The following is a 16787-nucleotide window of genomic DNA, read 5'->3' on the forward strand; positions in this document are numbered from 1 at the left end:
TTTCCTTCCCATTCAAATTACATTGACATGAATTGCTCTAGCACATTGGTAAGGTCATGATTTGAAAAAGGCTTTTGAAGTGTCGCATCAGCACCGATTTCCAGCGCACGCTCAAGACTTCTGTCGTCTAAGGCTGATATGACGATAATTTTCAAATCTTTGTATTTGCTTTGTTCTCGAGTGAATTCGATAACACTATAGCCATCCATGCCCGGCATACTTAGGTCCAGCGTCATAACTTTAGGCTCGTACTGGCTTAACATGATCCCTGCTTGGAACCCCCCAGTCGCGATGTACGAATCGAAGCCTGCGCGTCTTGCCACACGCTGTATCGACTTGGCCACCGGCATTTCGTCGTCTACGATCAGGATGGATGGTGAGGCAATTCCTATGAGCGCATCAGGAATAGGCATATCATGGCGTTCAAGGAACTCAATAAAGTCCTCCACAAGAATACGATTGTTACCACGTCCCGGAAGCTTGAAGCCCTTAAGCTTTCCGCTTTCAATCCATCGAATTACAGTGCGAAGGTTTACGTCGCAGTACGAGGCTATTTCGCCTGAGGTTAAGGTTTTCATATCAATGCCCTGTAGATTTATTAACCAGAATTATAGCTGTTATATGACTAGGAGACAAAGTAGACAAAAGGATGAAATGTGACATTTGCGACACGCTTGGGACGGTTGTGGTGTGAGACCAGGCGAATCTGACGACTACCCTTGCATGGGAAAGTGCGCTTAGCTTAGTGAGCTATGGCGCAGTTTCGTGATCCATAGCCTTAAACTAGAAGTAACTTCAAGATGGGTCAACAGATGCGTAAACAATAACTTGCTTTTAGTCAGCGAAGCCCCATCATTATTCTATCAAAGTGTTAAGAGTGAAAAAGATTATGACAACCCCTGCAATTGAAATGGTAGATGGTCTACCAATTTTTTCTGCTATTGAACCTGCCTCTATCAAGCCTGCAATTGAAAAAGCCATTGCGGCGTGTAAAAGCGAAATAGATGAGGTCGTGGCGTCGAAAGATTACTCTTACAAAAATTTAGTGCTGCGCCTTGAAGAGGTGGACGACCGTTTAAGCAAAATGTTCTCGCCCGTCTCTCATATGAACAGCGTGGTGAGCAGCGATGAATTACGTGAAGCTCACGATGCGTGTTTGCCATTACTGTCTGAATATGGAACTTGGGTAGGCCAGCACGAAGGCCTTTACAATGCTTACGCTTCCCTCAAAGCGTCTGACGAATTTGCGGCTTTAAGTGAAGAGCAACAAAAAGTAATTGAAAACGCCGTTCGCGATTTCACATTGTCAGGTGTCGCACTGCCAGCGCAGCAAAAGAAGCGTTTTGCAGAGATTCAGGCAAAGCTTAGCGATCTATCATCAACCTTTTCCAATAATGTGATGGACGCCACTATGGGCTGGACTAAACACATTACCGATAAAGCCGAGCTTGTCGGTATGCCAGAGTCAGCCCTTGAAGCAGCGGCGCAAGCTGCGCACCAAAAAGACTTACAGGGCTGGTTGTTTACACTAGACATACCGTCTTATCTGCCAGTAATGCTTTACGCCGATAATCGCGAACTTCGCGAAGAAATGTATCGTGCCTATGCCACAAAAGCGTCTGATCAAGGTCCGAATGCGGGTAAGTGGGACAACACCGACATTATTAAAGAGACTTTAACGCTGCGTACTGAACTGGCTGAATTGCTTGGCTTTTCAAGTTATGCAGAGCGTTCACTTGCAACCAAAATGGCAGACTCAACCGATCAGGTCATCGGTTTCTTACGTGATTTGGCAGCTAAGTCTAAGCCTCAGGCAGAGAAAGAGCTTGAAGAAGTACGAGCTTATGCGAAAGAAAAGCATGGTGTTACTGAGCTAGCGGCATGGGATTTACCGTATTACAGCGAGAAACTGAAACAGGAAAAGTACACGATTTCTGATGAAATGCTGCGCCCTTATTTCCCTGAAGATAAAGTGCTGTCTGGTTTATTCGAAGTAGTACATCGCCTGTACGGCTTAAAAATCATTGAGCAGCCTGGCATTGATACATGGCATAAGGATGTACGTTACTTCACCATTACTGACGATGCCGATGTGATGCGCGGCAGCTTTTACCTAGACTTGTACGCACGAGCTAAAAAGCGTGGCGGCGCGTGGATGGATGAATGTCGCGTACGTCGCGAAAAAATGAATGGCGAATTGCAGCTACCCGTTGCGTACCTTACCTGTAATTTCAACGCACCTGTAGGGGATAAACCAGCGCTATTTACCCACGATGAAGTAGTGACCATGTTCCATGAGTTTGGTCATGGGATTCATCACATGCTTACTAAAATGCGCGTAGCTGGTGTGTCGGGTATTAATGGTGTGCCATGGGATGCTGTTGAACTGCCAAGTCAGTTTTTAGAGAACTGGTGCTGGGAAGAAGACGCGCTTAACTTTATCTCTGGTCACTATGAAACTGGCGAACCGCTTCCTGCTGACTTACTTGACCGCATGCTCGCAGCACGGGACTACCAATCTGCGATGCAGATGATACGCCAGCTAGAATTCAGTCTTTTTGACTTCTTGCTGCATAGCGAAAAGGGTAGTGAGGTAGACGTACAGGGCACATTGGATAAAGTGCGTGAAGAAGTGGCGGTAGTTATTCCTCCATCGTTTAACCGTTTCCAAAACGGCTTTGGTCACATATTTGCTGGTGGCTACGCAGCGGGCTACTACAGCTATAAGTGGGCTGAGGTACTTTCTGCCGACGCGTACAGCAAGTTTGAAGAGGATGGTATCTTTAACCGCGACACGGGCAAAGCGTTCTTAGAAAACATTTTAGAAATGGGCGGCAGTAAGCCTCCTATGGACTTGTTTGTTGCTTTTAGAGGGCGCGAGCCGCAAGTTGACGCTTTGCTTCGTCACAGCGGTATTAAAGGCTAGGCACACATGGAAGAGTCGAAGTTAGAGTCTTTTCAATCTATTTACCGGAGAGCGTGCGAGCGCAAAGGCGGTGAAAGAGTGCTTGAAGCCATGCTCCAAGCACCACTTTCTAAAGCACAAATTGAAGCAATTCCTGACGACCGCTTTTTAGCGGCGATGACCAAAAAAGTGTTCCAGTCGGGCTTCGTGTGGCGAGTTATTGAGCAAAAGTGGCCTGACTTTGAAACCGTATTTTTCGGGTTCGACATTGATAAAGTGTTGTTGATGCCCGATGAAATGCTAGAGCAAAAAGCGTCAGATAAGCGCATTGTTCGCAACTATAAAAAAGTGATGACAGTGCGTGACAATGCCATGATGATCAAAGACGTAGCCCTGGAGCACGGTAGCTTTGGTAAGTTCGTAGCAGGCTTTGAAAAAGACAATATCACTGAGCTTTGGGCGTTTTTGAAAAAACGCGGTGCACGATTAGGTGGCAACACCGGCCCCTACATGCTTCGTGCACTAGGTATAGACACGTTTTTATTCTCTCGTGACGTGGAAGATTATTTGCGAAAGAATGACATTATCGACGGTGGATTAACCTCGAAAAAGTCGCTGTCGGCGGCCAATGCGGCATTTGCGCAATGGCATGAGGAAAGCGGCCGTTCTTTGCAAGAGATCAGTGCCATTGTTGCCTATAGTTGGGGCACAAACAATCAGGTAGCGTAGAGCAAGCTGCTCTAGTCTTCTAAACAAGCGAGCTTGTGCCTTGCAGGCTCCGCTTTTGTAAAGGTCAAAGGCTTGATTTACATCAGGAGACAGTCAGGCATAAAGCTTTTGCTTGAGCACACAATCCTATACACTTCGGCATTAATAAAAATATTCAAATTACAGGACTGTCATGAGCGACAATCAAACTCCCGCTACGCAAGCAGACTCTGCAATCGACAATGCTAATGAGCATACAACGCACTTTGGTTTCAAACAGGTGGATAAAGGGCAAAAAGCCTCTTTAGTTGCTAATGTTTTTGACTCTGTTGCAGCAAAGTACGACGTAATGAACGATTTTATGTCGATGGGAGTGCATCGTTTATGGAAGCGTTTCACAATAGACTGCAGCGGTGTTCGCGCTGGCAATAAAGTATTGGATATTGCCGGTGGTACTGGCGATTTAACCGCTAAGTTCTCTCGCTTAGTAGGCCCGACAGGGCGCGTAACCCTTGCCGATATCAACTTGTCTATGCTGAAAGTAGGCCGTGATAAGCTTCGCGATCGCGGCTTGGTAAGCAACATCGATTATGTGCAAGCTGACGCGGAAGCACTGCCTTTCCCCGATAACCACTTTGATGTGGTGACCATGGCATTCGGCCTTAGAAACGTAACGGAAAAGCAAAACGCGCTAAATTCTATTTTTCGCGTGTTAAAGCCAGGCGGCCGTTTACTGGTATTAGAATTTTCTAAGCCTACGTCAGAGCAGCTCAGCAAACTTTACGATATGTACTCGTTTCACATTTTGCCAAAAATGGGTCAGCTAGTGGCGAACGATGCAGAAAGCTACCAATACCTTGCGGAAAGCATACGTATGCACCCAGATCAAGAAACCTTGAAGGGGATGTTCGAGCAGGCTGGCTTTGAGCAATGTGATTACCAAAACCTGACTGGCGGTATTGTAGCGCTACATAGAGGTTATAAGTTTTAATGCCTACTTCTGCGCTGGTTACCGCTACGGCTGAATCGGTTTTGAACAAGTTGTTGTCTTTAGACCAAGACAGCGAAGCAAGGCTAAAAGCGCTTGCTGGCGCCAGGCTTACCGCGTTCATTTCGCCGCTTCCTTATGGTATTACGCTGTCGTTTTCTGACCGTATTGACGTACTCAGCGAACTAGGCTCGTTTGAAGACGCCGTCGCGTCCCTGGGGCCGAAAGACTGTTGTATTAAAACGTCGCTACAAACCTTGCCAGAGTTAAAAGAAACCAGCCAATTGACGCGTCTTATCCAGCAAAAAGCCCTCTTTTTGGAAGGAGAGCTAAATGTTGCTCAGCAAGTCAGTGCTTTGTTTCAGCAGCTCGACATCGACATTGAAGAACTGCTGGCACAAAAGACTAACGATGTTATTGCCCATCAAACCGTGAAAACGGTGAAAACCGTGCACGAGAAGTCGATGTCAGCGCTAGCGTCCATGGCAAAGGTATTCGGCAACGCCGTAGTAGAAGAAAAGCAGCTTGCTGCACACAAGCTGGCGGTTATGCACTTTAGTGACGAAGTAAATGCGCTTCGCGATCGAGCAGAAAATGCCGATGCGAGACTGCGCCGCCTAGAAGAAAAATTTAAGTAAGATTGAGAGAAACAGGCTCATAAATGCGTATTGTTAGGTTATACCGAATTAACAAGGTATTGTTGGAACACGGCTTAGACGAACTTATTCCAGCAAAGTGGTTACCCTGGTACGCGCGGGCTATGCGTCATACCATTTTTTGGGTGCGAAACAAGCACAAGGGCAAGTCAGCCGGCGAGCGTATTACCCTTGCACTACAAAACCTTGGGCCTGTTTTTATTAAATTCGGCCAGATGCTCTCTACCCGCCGAGACTTGCTTCCCCCTGCCATCGCTAACGAACTTGCTCGTTTACAAGACAAAGTTCCGCCGTTTTCATCTGACGCTGCACAAGACATTATCAAGCAAGCGTTGGGCCTTTCTGATTTAAGCGAATTATTTAGTGAATTTGAAAAGGCGCCGCTGGCGTCTGCCTCTATCGCCCAAGTTCACGCGGCAAAGCTAAAGCATAACAATGAAGACGTTGTGGTAAAGGTGTTGCGCCCAGATATTCGCGATACCATCGTGGCAGACATGGAGCTATTGTTTAGCTTGGCTAACGTGCTTCAACGCTGGCTTCCTGATGGCAAACGGCTGCGTCCTGTCGAAGTGGTTGTGGAATACCGCAAGACCATTGTTGATGAGCTGGATTTACTGCGTGAGTCTGCGAATGGCATCCAGCTTGGTCGCAACTTTGATGGTTCTGACGCGCTGTATGTACCTAAAATTTACAGTGACTACTGTCGCAGCAATGTACTGGTTATGGAGCGCATTTACGGCTTACCTATTTCTAATGTTGATGCTTTGTTGACCCAGAATACCAACATGAAAAAGTTGGCCGAGCGCGGTGTGGAAGTATTCTTCACTCAGGTATTTCGCGACAGTTTTTTCCATGCAGACATGCACCCGGGCAATATATTTGTATCTACCGAACACCCTGAAAACCCCAAATATATCGCCATCGATTTTGGCATTGTGGGTACGCTCAATCGTGAAGATAAGCGCTATCTGGCTGAGAACTTTATTGCCTTCTTCAACCGCGACTATCGCAAAGTCGCGCAGCTTCACGCCGACTCAGGTTGGGTACCGCAAGACACAAATATCGATGAATTCGAGATGGCCATTCGCACGGTTTGTGAACCTATATTCCAAAAGCCACTAGCTGAAATATCCTTTGGTAACGTGCTGCTGCAGCTATTTAATACGGCACGACGTTTCAATATGGTTGTGCAGCCACAGCTTGTGCTATTGCAAAAAACATTGCTGTATATCGAAGGCTTAGGCCGTCAGTTGTATCCTCAGCTCGACCTTTGGAAAACCGCTAAGCCGTTTCTTGAAAACTGGATGAAAGAGCAGGTTGGCTTTACCGCCATGATGGGGAAGGTGAAAGACAACTTACCTTTCTGGTCTGAAAAACTACCTGAAATGCCAGACCTGCTGTACGACAGTTTACAGCAAATGAAGCGCTTGCCTTTACAACAACAAAGGGCCCATTTGGCTCTGCTTCAAGAGCAAAAGAAAACAACTCAGACCACTCATTTGAGCGTAGTGGGCGCCACCTTTGTGCTAATGACAGCAATACTGCCAATGTACGATTTATCTTGGTATTTTCCTGCAAGTACAGGCGTAATCGGCGCAATTTGCTGGTATTTAGCGTGGCGAAAAGGGCTGTGATTTTTGTTACGCTGCGGTGAAATATTTATGAATTCCGTAGTTAATTAATTAATTTGTATAGTAATCGTCCCGAAGAGTGTTATAGTGGATACGGCTCTAAGCCAAAGTCTTTAAATAGACGCGATTTTGTATTATTTGCTATATGTAAAACCACTCGAGTTACCCGGTAATTTGTTGTAAGTTGTTTGTCCATTCGTAAGTAAGACCCAATACTCCGCCAATTTAAAGACTCTAAAGAACTTAGTTACACGCGCTTATGCGCAATTTAATACGATATTTGAGGTCTATACGACATGTCTAAAGTTACAGGCACAGTTAAGTGGTTCAACGCTGATAAAGGTTACGGTTTTCTAACTCAAGATAACGGCGGTAAGGACGTATTCGTTCATTTCCGTGCGATCATCTCTGACGGTTACAAAACGCTTCCAGAAGGTCAGCGAGTAGAATTTGAAGTTGAAGAAGGTCAAAAAGGTCTTCAAGCTGCTAACGTGCAAGCTATCTAAGAATTCAAAAACGGCGGTCATTTGACCGCCGTTTTTCTTTCTATTGTCTGCATTTCCACACCCACGCTAAACGCGCGACAAAGCTTTTAGTCCGTACCGCTTTTGGTCTATATCATTTTTAACGAATAACGCTTTCATCAATAGCTAGTCTACTGCGTCGCTATCGCCATCCTCTCTCGGCTGCACCACATAAGCAATCGTTCACCCCAATAAATTTGAAGCTCGCAGCATATTCCTAATATCAGTACGCCACGGTATTGCGTAGTCATAGCGTTTAATGCTTTACTCATTGCAACGCCCATTTGGGTAATACCAGTCCGCACAGTTAATTACCCACTCAGCGAGACTTAAAGTGTTCGTAATCGCGGCGATAAATACGTCTACAGGGAGTGCTAAATGCGCATGAAATCAACTATTCGATCTTCATTGGCCACCGCGCTAGTTATTCTAAGTTCAAACCTTGCTTATGCTGCTCAGGCAAATGGACAAGTCGATGAGCAGGGTGTTTTAGCAATGGTGCTTAATACTGAAATCCGTATGGCAGACGTCGTGCCTAGTGAAGAAGAACGTAAAAACTTGAAGCAGCAAGCGAAAGACAATTACGCAGGTATGCTTGATTATGTGGTCCGTGTAAATGCGTCTAACAGAATTTATGAGCTTGTTTTAGAGGACTATGCAAAACAAAAAGGCATAACTGTTAATCAAACACTGGTAAGCAAGTTTATCAAGAAGTTTGAAGGTCAGGTTTCAAGTGAAACGGCCACGAAACCCATTAAAGAGATAGCGGCCAAGCAGGTTATACAGTTTCAAACAGAAAAAGCGATGTATGAAGAGTTTGGAGGGCGTGTTATCTTTCGCCAGTCTAACCCGCAAATGCCGATTGACGCTTACAATACACTGCTATCTCGCTATCGCGATGCAGGTAAACTTAGCATAATAGACGAGGACTTGCGGGATGCATTTTGGGATGTATTCACGCCTCCCTTTCAATACGAAATTGCACCAGAAAATGTCGACTTTAATCAGCCTTGGTGGCTTTAAATAGCCTCCATAAAAGTAAAGCGCCTGACGTAATTCGCTGAACAACTGAGAACATGGAAATAAAGGGCAACATCTCACTATGCGTAGTGAAAAAATAAGCGGTATAGACACAATAGATAAAGCCATTTTGGCCATGCTACAGAATAACGCTGACACGCCTGTCGCAGAAATCGCTGAGCAAGTTGGGCTTACGGTAACGCCCTGCTGGCGGCGTATTCAAAAGCTAGAAGAGAAGGGCATAATCTCTAGGCGAGTAGCGCTGTTGCAAGCAAAACACTTGGGGCTGGCTATGACCGTTTTCGTGCAAGTAAAAGCGGGCAGACATGATGGAAAGTGGCTGGCAAGTTTCGCTAAACACGCCGCGTCATTTGATGAAGTTGTTGAATGTTATCGTATGTCTGGCGAATACGATTACCTGCTCAAAGTTCTCGTTACCGATATGGATTGCTTTGATCATTTTTATAAGCGCTTGGTTAACGGTATAGAATTTTCCGACGTCACTTCAAGCTTTGCAATGGAGCAGATTAAGTACACAACCTCGGTACCGTTAAACCACATTTAAAATCCAAAAAAATGGGGCCGGTTTGACGGGCCCCATATAAATTAATGATTTTGTTCTTCAACGTGCTGGTCGGCGAATATCTTGGATTTCTTTTTGATTTTACATCCTAAGATACGCTGCGCATTTTTACGGCCGATATAGTGAGCGACTGTGTAGGGGTGCGCGCGTTTGAAGAACCGTGAGAACGAATGGAATACATTTTCCATAGTTTTGGCTCCTTCTAGTAAAAATTGCCCCAAATAAAATATAGTAATATTGCAGTTTGATGTCAATAAAATATTTAACGGTAAGTAACGTTTAATTTTTTGATCACACCTTAAGGGGAGACTAGCTAACGCTAAACATCCTCTAGTCATTGGTATACATTGTTCGAGGGAAAGGATCATATTTTGATCGCAGGTTTTCAGATCGAGTTCGTAGATTGGGGATACTGGTCGCCGCAAATGCCCCAAGCACAGGAAAGGCTTCGGACCCGCAAGAAACTCGCAATGTATTGCGTTTAGTATAGCGCTGAATAGAAAGTGAACACCATTGAATTTCAATGATGTTCACTATTGTTTAAAGTAATCAGGATCTGCAGAGATCCCATTAATAAATGCTAGTAGTAAGAAAGCTTCTCTGATTTACCGGAGAATATTTTATACACCATGGCCGTATAGGCTAAAATAATGGGCACAACAATGACTACACCTACAAGCAAGAAGCGTAGGGAGCTAGCGTCACTGAGCGTATCCATCACTGTCATTTGACCAGGTATAATAAACGGGTAGTAGCTAATGCCAAAAGCGGTAAAGCAAAGCAAAAATACAAGCAAGGCTATAAAGAACGGAAGCCATTCGCCTTTACCTTGAGCGTCGGGCAGTTTCTTAAGCAATACCCCACACAATGCTAAAAGCGCAAAACACGCTACCGGAATAGCGAAAAGCACATAGCCCCAAGGCGCTGATAGCCATAAGTCTCGCACGTCATCATGTAAAGTTAAGTTAGCGATACTTACCGCAGTAATTCCCACAGCCAGTACAATTAAACCTCGGCGTGCCCAATAATATGCTTTTTCTTGAAGCTCACCTTCGGTTTTAAGTATTAACCAGCACGAGCCAATGAATGCGTAGGCTGCCGTAACACCAAACGCAGCGAGTAGAGCAAAGCCTTGAGCCCAAATATCTGTGCGAAGCCCTGTCACGTAAATACCCAACATGTAACCTTGCGCGAGCGCAGTTAAAAGCGAACCGTATTTGAAGACTAAATCCCACTTACGCTTTTTCACTTGAACAACTTTGGCGCGAAAATCAAATGCGACACCGCGCAAAATAAGCCCCAACAACATGAAGGTGGCAGGCAAGTACAAGGTTTGTAAAAACTCACTATGGGCTTCAGGGAAAGCAATAAGCAGTAGACCTATGGCGAGCACAAGCCACGTCTCATTAGCATCCCAGTAAGGGCCTATGGAGGCTATCATGTCATCGCGAAACGCTTCTGTTCTTGGCGGAATAAGTACACCCACACCCAAGTCGTAGCCATCTAAAATGGCGTACAGCAATACAGATAGACCAAGTAAACCCACATAAATATTTCCGAGCATTTCTGCTGATACATTTTCAAACATGTTTGCTCTCCTTAAACCGTGCTTGGGTCTGGGTCAGTAGGTTGCATTTTTGCCTTGGCAACTTCGCGCTCTTCCGTCGTTATCTCTTCAATTTCAACGGCTCTTCTGCACATCAACATAAGTGTTCCCATGTATGCGATTAGAAGTACCGTATAAATAACAAGGTAGAGCGTGAACGACAGAGCAATATTCGCCGGTGGCAATTGGGTAACGGCATCAGCGGTTCTTAATACACCACTTACCAAATAGGGCTGACGGCCTATTTCCGTTACGTACCAGCCTGCTAAGGTAGCAATCCAGCCGCTAAACGCCATGCCTGCAAACGTGCGTTTAAGCCAAATTGGGAAGTCTTTGTTACGCATAAGGTAAAGACTGCCAAACCATGACACAGCGAGCATCAACATGCCCATACCCACCATAACTCTGAAGCCGAAGAACACAGGGGCTACGGGCGGGTGCTCTCCTTCAAACTCATTGAGCCCTTTTATCTCGCCTTTAAGTTCATGGGTAAGGATTAAGCTTGCACCATAAGGAATAGGAATTTCAAAATGATTCTCTTTGCTTTCTTCGTCAGGAATTGCAAAAAGCAACAAAGGTGCGCCTTCAGTGGTTTCCCAAAGCCCTTCCATCGCCGCTACTTTCTGCGGCTGATGTTCAAGGGTATTTAAACCATGCATGTCGCCAGCAAAAATTTGCAGCGGGATTAACACTGCCGCCGTATAGGTGGCGGTTTTAAGCGCGAGCTTAGGCGCAAGCTTGTCGTCGCCTTTCAGCATGCGATAGGCCGAAAGCCCAGCTATTAGGAAGCTGGCCGTCAGTCCAGACGCTAACATCATATGTACAAAGCGGTAAGGGAAAGAAGGGTTAAAGATAATTTCTTTCCAGTTTGTGGCATACACCACACCATCGACCACTTCAAAGCCTTGTGGGGTTTGCATCCAGCTATTAAGCGCCAGTATCCAGAACGCAGATGTTGTGGTGCCAAGCGCAACAATAAGGGTAGAAGCCGTATGCAACCAGTTCGGAACACGGCGTATGCCAAACAGCATGATGCCTAAAAACGTGGCCTCTAGGAAGAAGGCGGTCAGTACCTCGTAGCCTAGTAGTGGCCCAGCTACATTGCCCACTTTCTCCATGAATCCAGGCCAATTAGTGCCAAACTGAAATGACATGGTGACACCGCTGACCACACCTAAGGCAAAACTCAGAGCAAATACACGTACCCAAAAACGATACATACGCATCCACACAGGGTGACCTGAAATATTAGAGCGCAGCTTAAAGTAAAATAGAAACCAGCCCATCGCCATGGTGATGGTTGGAAACAAAATATGAAAACTAATATTTAACGCAAATTGTAAACGAGACAGCAAGAATGCATCCACAGAAGGCCCCCTTAGTTAACGCTGTTTTTCCCCGGAAGTAGCTTGTCCTTAAGCTCAAGCATACGGCCGACGCCAGAACCCAACTTCATCAACGTGTTTAACTTTTCAGGCCCAAGATTTTGAAGCTCTTCAGACCATGCCGTAATTGATTCGAGTAAATCGTGAATTTCGTTCAGTTTATGTTGTGCATTGGCCTCTTTTTCATTGGCAGGTGCGTCAAGCAACAAATCACGCAGTAGACTCATGGTTGGGTCTATCTCGCGCTTTCTTCGTTCTTCAAATACTCTATTGGCCAGTGTCCAAATATCACCAGCCGGAATAAAGAACTCTTTTCTCTCACCAGGAACAAGATGTTGTTTAACTAAGCGCCACGACTGAAGCTCTTTTAAACCCATGCTGGTATTGCCTCTGGAGATGTTGAGCGCATCCGCAATTTCCTGCGCCGAAATGGGCTCTTCGTTTAAAACAATAAGCGCAAGAATTTGCCCAACTGTTCTGTTGAAACCCCAACGACTTCCCATTTCGCCAAAGTGCATAACCGCAGATGTAATTAAAGGCGTCATTTTCATTTTTACCTTCCAGAAGTTTCAGAAATTACTGAAAGTTTATTGCGTAGGATCAAGAAACACAAGTTTTATTCGTGATATCACGTACGAATTTTTGAAAATTTAATGTTCTTCATATTAAGCCTTGCCGCGATTTGACATGCTTCTTTAATAGAAAGTCGGTATCTTGTAAGATAAGTCTAGGAACACATTGCGAAAATTCGCTTTATTATATTTGGCTCGAAGTAATGCAAACAATTGACAATACCCCAACAACGCTTCAAAACTGTGAAGATGAAGCTATCCACTTTATTGAAAGCGTGCAGAGTTTTGGGTATGTCATTGCCATCAATCCTAGTACTAAAAAAGTTCAGGTAGTGAGCGAGAACATTAATGACATGTTCAACGTAGACGTCGTTCCCGGTGAAACACTTATCACTGAACTGATTGAAATTCCCTCTCCTGAAGCGTGCACATTCCAGACTATTCACGATGCTGTAAAAGGTGGAAATGTACGCCATGCCTACCAGTGGAAGTTTGCTGAAAACGCGCTCCATCTCAAAGATTGGGAGAAAGAGGGTAGTGGCGTTGCCTTCGATTCTAATGGCCTGTTAGTTATTGAACTTGAGCCAACCCCTCAACTAAGCTTTGAGGCGGCGCAGCAATGGGTGCCAATGGATGTAGATATTCGCGCATTGTTACCCAATGTCGATGACCGCGACTCCATAGGCGATGTTGCCGATGCTATCGCTCAAGTATTTAAGCAATACATAGGTTTCGACTCGGTCATGGTTTATCAGTTTGACAAAACCTACTGTGGTGAAGTGATTGGTGAAGCCGCAAGTGCAGATTCTCGCTCATTTAAAGGGCTGAAGTTTCCCGCTTCGGATATCCCTAGTCAGGCCCGTGAACTGTATCTAAAAAATCGAGTACGCTGTGTCTACGATGTAGAAGAGCAAGTTATAGGCCTTAAACCTTCGGTTAAAGAGGCCGAACGTCCGCCATTGGACTTATCAATGTCGATGGTTCGCTCTGTTTCGCCTATGCACATTGCCTACCTTAAGAACATGGGGATCCGCTCTTCATTTTCAGTTTCGCTTGTTTTTGAGGGTAAGCTGTGGGGATTGTTAGCATGCCACAACAGTGAACCTGCTTACATCGACCAAAAGAAACGTTTAGTTTGCGAATCGTTAGGTCATCTTTATGCCTGGCAGCTTCACACGAAAGCACTGCATAAAAAGAAAGAGCAATTTCAAATTCGCCAACGCAAGCTGAACTATATTGTTCACCAGCTTACTTCATTCACGAACCCGCTTGAGGCCATCACGCAGAAAGAAGGAGAGTTACTGGATGTTGCTGATTCGTGCGGTTTGGCGGTGGTTACCCCTACGGGCAACTATCTGGTTGGTAAGACTCCCACAGAGAAAACCTTGGCAAAATTACTCGAAAAATTTGCCATTAGCGGCTCTGAGCAGTCCATTGCCATAAACCGATTAACAAACGAAATTTTAGATAGTGGCGACCTAAACGGCATTCGAGGCATGTATATTTCCTGCGTGTCTTCAAAACTGGGCTACTACACGGTTTGGTTCAGAGAGCAGAAAGACAAGACCATTCGCTGGGCGGGTCGCGATGCAGCCAGAAAAGACGTTGGAAAGTCTCTTACTCCTCGTAATTCGTTTGATATGTATTTGCAAAGTGTCGCTGATGAATCGGTAGAGTGGACCGAAGATGATCAACTAATAATTGAAGGTTTTGATCATCTGTTTATACCTTACGCGCTAAGCTTAAAAGCGTCGCTCGATAAGCAAATTAGTAAATTAGAAGAGCTGGATAAAGCGAAAGATCAGTTTCTTGCCAGCATTTCTCACGAGCTACGTTCACCACTTAACTCCATTGTGGGGTGGACCGATTTAGCGCTTATGGATGTCGGTAATGTGGACAGAATGACTGATGCCCTTGGCGTGATAAAGCGCGCGGCATCAACTCAGGCAGCACTGATCAACGATATTCTCGATTTATCCCGTATTATTTCAGGTACGATGAAGCTCAGTACCCATTCGCTTAATATCGCAGGTTCCATATCTGAAGTTGCCAAATCTTTCGAGGCTGGATTTGCGAGCAAAAATATTCAGCTATCGATAAATTGCGAAGACGATCACACGCAAATTCTGGGTGACAATCTCCGTATAAAACAGGTCATCAATAACCTGTTGAGCAATGCGCTTAAGTTCACGTCGAAAGGCGGTACTGTGCATGTAAGAGGTCGAAGAGAGCATTCGAACTACCTTTTCCGCGTTAAAGACAATGGCAAAGGTATGACGCGCGAGCAGCTATCTCATGTTTTCGAACGTTTTTATCAAGGCAAAAACGAGCACAACAAACATGGATTGGGCTTAGGCCTGTCTATTGTGAAAAGTTTAGTAGAGATGCACGGTGGTGAAATTTATGCTGAAAGCGACGGACTTAATACGGGAACAACGTTTTACGTAACGCTGCCGATAGCGCCGCTTAATTTGCACGACGACATTATTGAAACCAAGAACTCTGAAATTAGCGACCTGACCGAGTCTTTGCGTTTGAAAGGCTTACGGATTTTAGTCGCAGAGGACGAGCAAGATGCCCGTGATTTCATCAAGCTGTTTTTAGAATCTAACGGCGCGCGAGTGAATGTTGTGAAGAACGGCCTGTTAGCATGGAAAGAAATTAACGATATGCCAGAAGCCTTCGATCTTCTGCTATCGGATATTGGTATGCCGGAAATGGACGGGTTAGGGCTAGTATTGAAAATGAGGGCAAGCGAAATACCTGAGATTGCAAAACTCAACGCTGTGGCGCTTACTGCTTACGCCTATACCTCTGATCGCGTTAAAGCACTTAAAGCAGGCTTTAATAACTATGTGTCAAAACCAGTAGATGGTGAAGAATTGCTGACAATTCTGGAAATGTATTTGCCGGAGACGTCACACTAATACGCTTGCCTTCACACGTACTCTTCGCACTGCAAGGTACCTACCAGCGGCGAAGCAATTGCTGGTAGGTGGTTTTATCTAGCAGTGACTCGCGAGGCGACGAATTTTCTATAGTGGGAAGCGCAGCACGCGCTTTCTCAAGCGATGTATATCTATCCCCGTCAATATAAAACGCGCTGGCTTCAGATGTAGGTTTACCGTCAAGGGAATAGGCGGTGTTTAACAAGTCTGATGTGGTAGTTATGTTGCTGTGCCCGATAAAGTCGGCAACGCCATCGCCATTCACATCTTTGGTAAGCCAAGCCAGTTCAAGGGGCTTATTCAATTCGCCTGCATTCTGCATCGATGACACAGCTTTATTGAACTGTGCAACAATGTTTTCAGCGTTAGCAACCTTTTTGCTGATAGCGATTTGAAACCCTGTTTTTGTTAAGGGTTTTGCGGAAAAGTGAAGGGTTTCTTCATTATCGTTAGCTAGCAGTTTGTTGAGCTCTCGTGCAAGAAGTTGGGAGGTAATTAAGTAAGGTGCTCTATCATCGGCAAGTTGGCGAAATGCATCAAAAGTGGTTGGGTTGCGCGACCATTTTATATTTTTAAGTAATCTGAATGAAGGCGTATTTGCAAAGCGATTTTCAATAGCGACACGGTTGTCTTTTAAATGAGGATACAGCTTCACGGCCTCAACATCTGCCTCTTTACTTACCGCGTAAAGATAAATGGGTAGATAAATATCGGAAAGTACAAAGCCGCTAGTGTCCTCACCTAAGTTGATATGGGCAAACTCACCATCTAATTTACCCGTTAAGATAGAACTTCCCAGAAAAGCTTGTCGCATGACCTGAAGTTGAATATCCAACTCCGCTTTTTTAAACACCTTTTCAAGTAACACGTTAATCCGAGCAGGCTCGCCATCGTCGCTGATATAGGTTTCGAATGAAGCTGCACCCAGTTTGGTCGTGGCGGCATTTACTTGCGAAACGTTAAAGCAACAAAGGGTTAGGCTAATAGCCAATAAAGAAAGGCGTTGAGTGAAAATAGAGAGCGAGAACGCGCTGAATCTTACCAAAGGTGAACTCCGAACTGCCGTTATGCATTTCCTACACTGTAATGCAGTTAGTCACTTAATTCCAATAAACACGTACTGGCTTAAATTAACAAAATGTAAGCGACATCAATATATTGAGTGTAGTGTCCACGTTCAGACTAGCTTTTGTTGAGTAAAGTCATTCGTGACGATAAGCCGGTTTCATTACCAGCTTAACGTCACGAACTTGATTGGATG

The 16787-nt window shown here is 45.1% G+C and carries 16 protein-coding genes; 9 read left to right on the top strand and 7 right to left on the bottom strand.

Translation table 11 applies throughout. The features are described 5' to 3' along the window. Positions 1 to 17: 17 nt before the first annotated feature. Positions 18 to 578 carry a response regulator gene (locus ACXAGV_RS05855; RefSeq protein ID WP_474872446.1) on the bottom strand — a complete coding sequence of 187 codons (561 nt, stop codon included), beginning with the start codon at positions 576 to 578 and terminating at the stop codon, positions 18 to 20. A gap of 311 nt (positions 579 to 889) precedes the next feature. Between ACXAGV_RS05855 and prlC the strand changes: the two genes are divergently transcribed. The 6 genes from prlC to cspE all read left to right on the top strand — a co-directional run bounded on the left by prlC (position 890) and on the right by cspE (position 7394). Next, a complete protein-coding gene (gene prlC, locus ACXAGV_RS05860) occupies positions 890 to 2926 on the top strand; it encodes an oligopeptidase A (protein ID WP_474872447.1) in 2037 nt (678 codons plus the stop codon). Between the two features lie 6 nt (positions 2927 to 2932). Next, a complete protein-coding gene (locus ACXAGV_RS05865) occupies positions 2933 to 3634 on the top strand; it encodes a DNA-3-methyladenine glycosylase I (RefSeq protein WP_474872448.1) in 702 nt (233 codons plus the stop codon). Between the two features lie 172 nt (positions 3635 to 3806). After that, positions 3807 to 4604 (top strand): bifunctional demethylmenaquinone methyltransferase/2-methoxy-6-polyprenyl-1,4-benzoquinol methylase UbiE, encoded by a 798-nt coding sequence (gene ubiE / locus ACXAGV_RS05870; protein ID WP_118491819.1) that lies wholly within the window; start codon positions 3807 to 3809, stop codon positions 4602 to 4604. Next, on the top strand, positions 4604 to 5239 hold the full coding sequence (locus tag ACXAGV_RS05875) for a ubiquinone biosynthesis accessory factor UbiJ (protein ID WP_474872449.1): 636 nt from the start codon (positions 4604 to 4606) through the stop codon (positions 5237 to 5239). Before ubiE ends, ACXAGV_RS05875 begins: the two co-directional genes overlap by 1 nt. Positions 5240 to 5262: 23 nt before the next feature. Further along, positions 5263 to 6891 carry a ubiquinone biosynthesis regulatory protein kinase UbiB gene (gene ubiB, locus ACXAGV_RS05880; protein WP_474872450.1) on the top strand — a complete coding sequence of 543 codons (1629 nt, stop codon included), beginning with the start codon at positions 5263 to 5265 and terminating at the stop codon, positions 6889 to 6891. Between the two features lie 293 nt (positions 6892 to 7184). Then, the gene (gene cspE / locus ACXAGV_RS05885) at positions 7185 to 7394 is read left to right on the top strand and encodes a transcription antiterminator/RNA stability regulator CspE (protein ID WP_012519905.1); all 210 of its coding nucleotides are present in this window, start codon (positions 7185 to 7187) and stop codon (positions 7392 to 7394) included. A gap of 149 nt (positions 7395 to 7543) precedes the next feature. On the opposite strand, the gene ACXAGV_RS05890 is transcribed toward cspE, so the two are convergent. Then, positions 7544 to 7684, bottom strand: coding sequence for a hypothetical protein (locus ACXAGV_RS05890; protein WP_474872451.1), 141 nt, complete (start codon positions 7682 to 7684; stop codon positions 7544 to 7546). 112 nt (positions 7685 to 7796) lie between these two features. Here ACXAGV_RS05890 and ACXAGV_RS05895 point away from each other — a divergent pair, with 112 nt between their 5' ends. Continuing rightward, the gene (locus ACXAGV_RS05895) at positions 7797 to 8435 is read left to right on the top strand and encodes a hypothetical protein (RefSeq protein WP_474872452.1); all 639 of its coding nucleotides are present in this window, start codon (positions 7797 to 7799) and stop codon (positions 8433 to 8435) included. A 79-nt stretch (positions 8436 to 8514) separates the two neighbouring features. Further along, the gene (locus tag ACXAGV_RS05900; RefSeq protein ID WP_080752387.1) at positions 8515 to 8997 is read left to right on the top strand and encodes an Lrp/AsnC family transcriptional regulator; all 483 of its coding nucleotides are present in this window, start codon (positions 8515 to 8517) and stop codon (positions 8995 to 8997) included. 41 nt (positions 8998 to 9038) lie between these two features. On the opposite strand, the gene ACXAGV_RS05905 is transcribed toward ACXAGV_RS05900, so the two are convergent. The 4 genes from ACXAGV_RS05905 to ACXAGV_RS05920 form a co-directional block, all read right to left on the bottom strand. After that, the gene (locus ACXAGV_RS05905; protein ID WP_162889828.1) at positions 9039 to 9203 is read right to left on the bottom strand and encodes a hypothetical protein; all 165 of its coding nucleotides are present in this window, start codon (positions 9201 to 9203) and stop codon (positions 9039 to 9041) included. 392 nt (positions 9204 to 9595) lie between these two features. Further along, complete coding sequence (locus ACXAGV_RS05910) at positions 9596 to 10603, bottom strand: cytochrome d ubiquinol oxidase subunit II (RefSeq protein ID WP_474872453.1); 1008 nt, start codon at positions 10601 to 10603, stop codon at positions 9596 to 9598. Between the two features lie 11 nt (positions 10604 to 10614). Next, complete coding sequence (locus tag ACXAGV_RS05915) at positions 10615 to 11988, bottom strand: cytochrome ubiquinol oxidase subunit I (RefSeq protein ID WP_474872454.1); 1374 nt, start codon at positions 11986 to 11988, stop codon at positions 10615 to 10617. 11 nt (positions 11989 to 11999) lie between these two features. Then, complete coding sequence (locus tag ACXAGV_RS05920) at positions 12000 to 12557, bottom strand: GbsR/MarR family transcriptional regulator (protein ID WP_014999724.1); 558 nt, start codon at positions 12555 to 12557, stop codon at positions 12000 to 12002. Positions 12558 to 12781: 224 nt separating this feature from the next. On the opposite strand from ACXAGV_RS05920, the gene ACXAGV_RS05925 reads away from it, so the two are divergent. Continuing rightward, on the top strand, positions 12782 to 15505 hold the full coding sequence (locus ACXAGV_RS05925) for an ATP-binding protein (RefSeq protein ID WP_474872455.1): 2724 nt from the start codon (positions 12782 to 12784) through the stop codon (positions 15503 to 15505). 40 nt (positions 15506 to 15545) lie between these two features. On the opposite strand, the gene ACXAGV_RS05930 is transcribed toward ACXAGV_RS05925, so the two are convergent. Then, positions 15546 to 16571: a substrate-binding periplasmic protein gene (locus tag ACXAGV_RS05930; protein WP_474872456.1), complete on the bottom strand. Its 1026-nt coding sequence runs from the start codon at positions 16569 to 16571 to the stop codon at positions 15546 to 15548. Between the last annotated feature and the right edge of the window lie 216 nt (positions 16572 to 16787).

This window comes from Alteromonas sp. ABH4_453, from assembly GCF_056160665.1.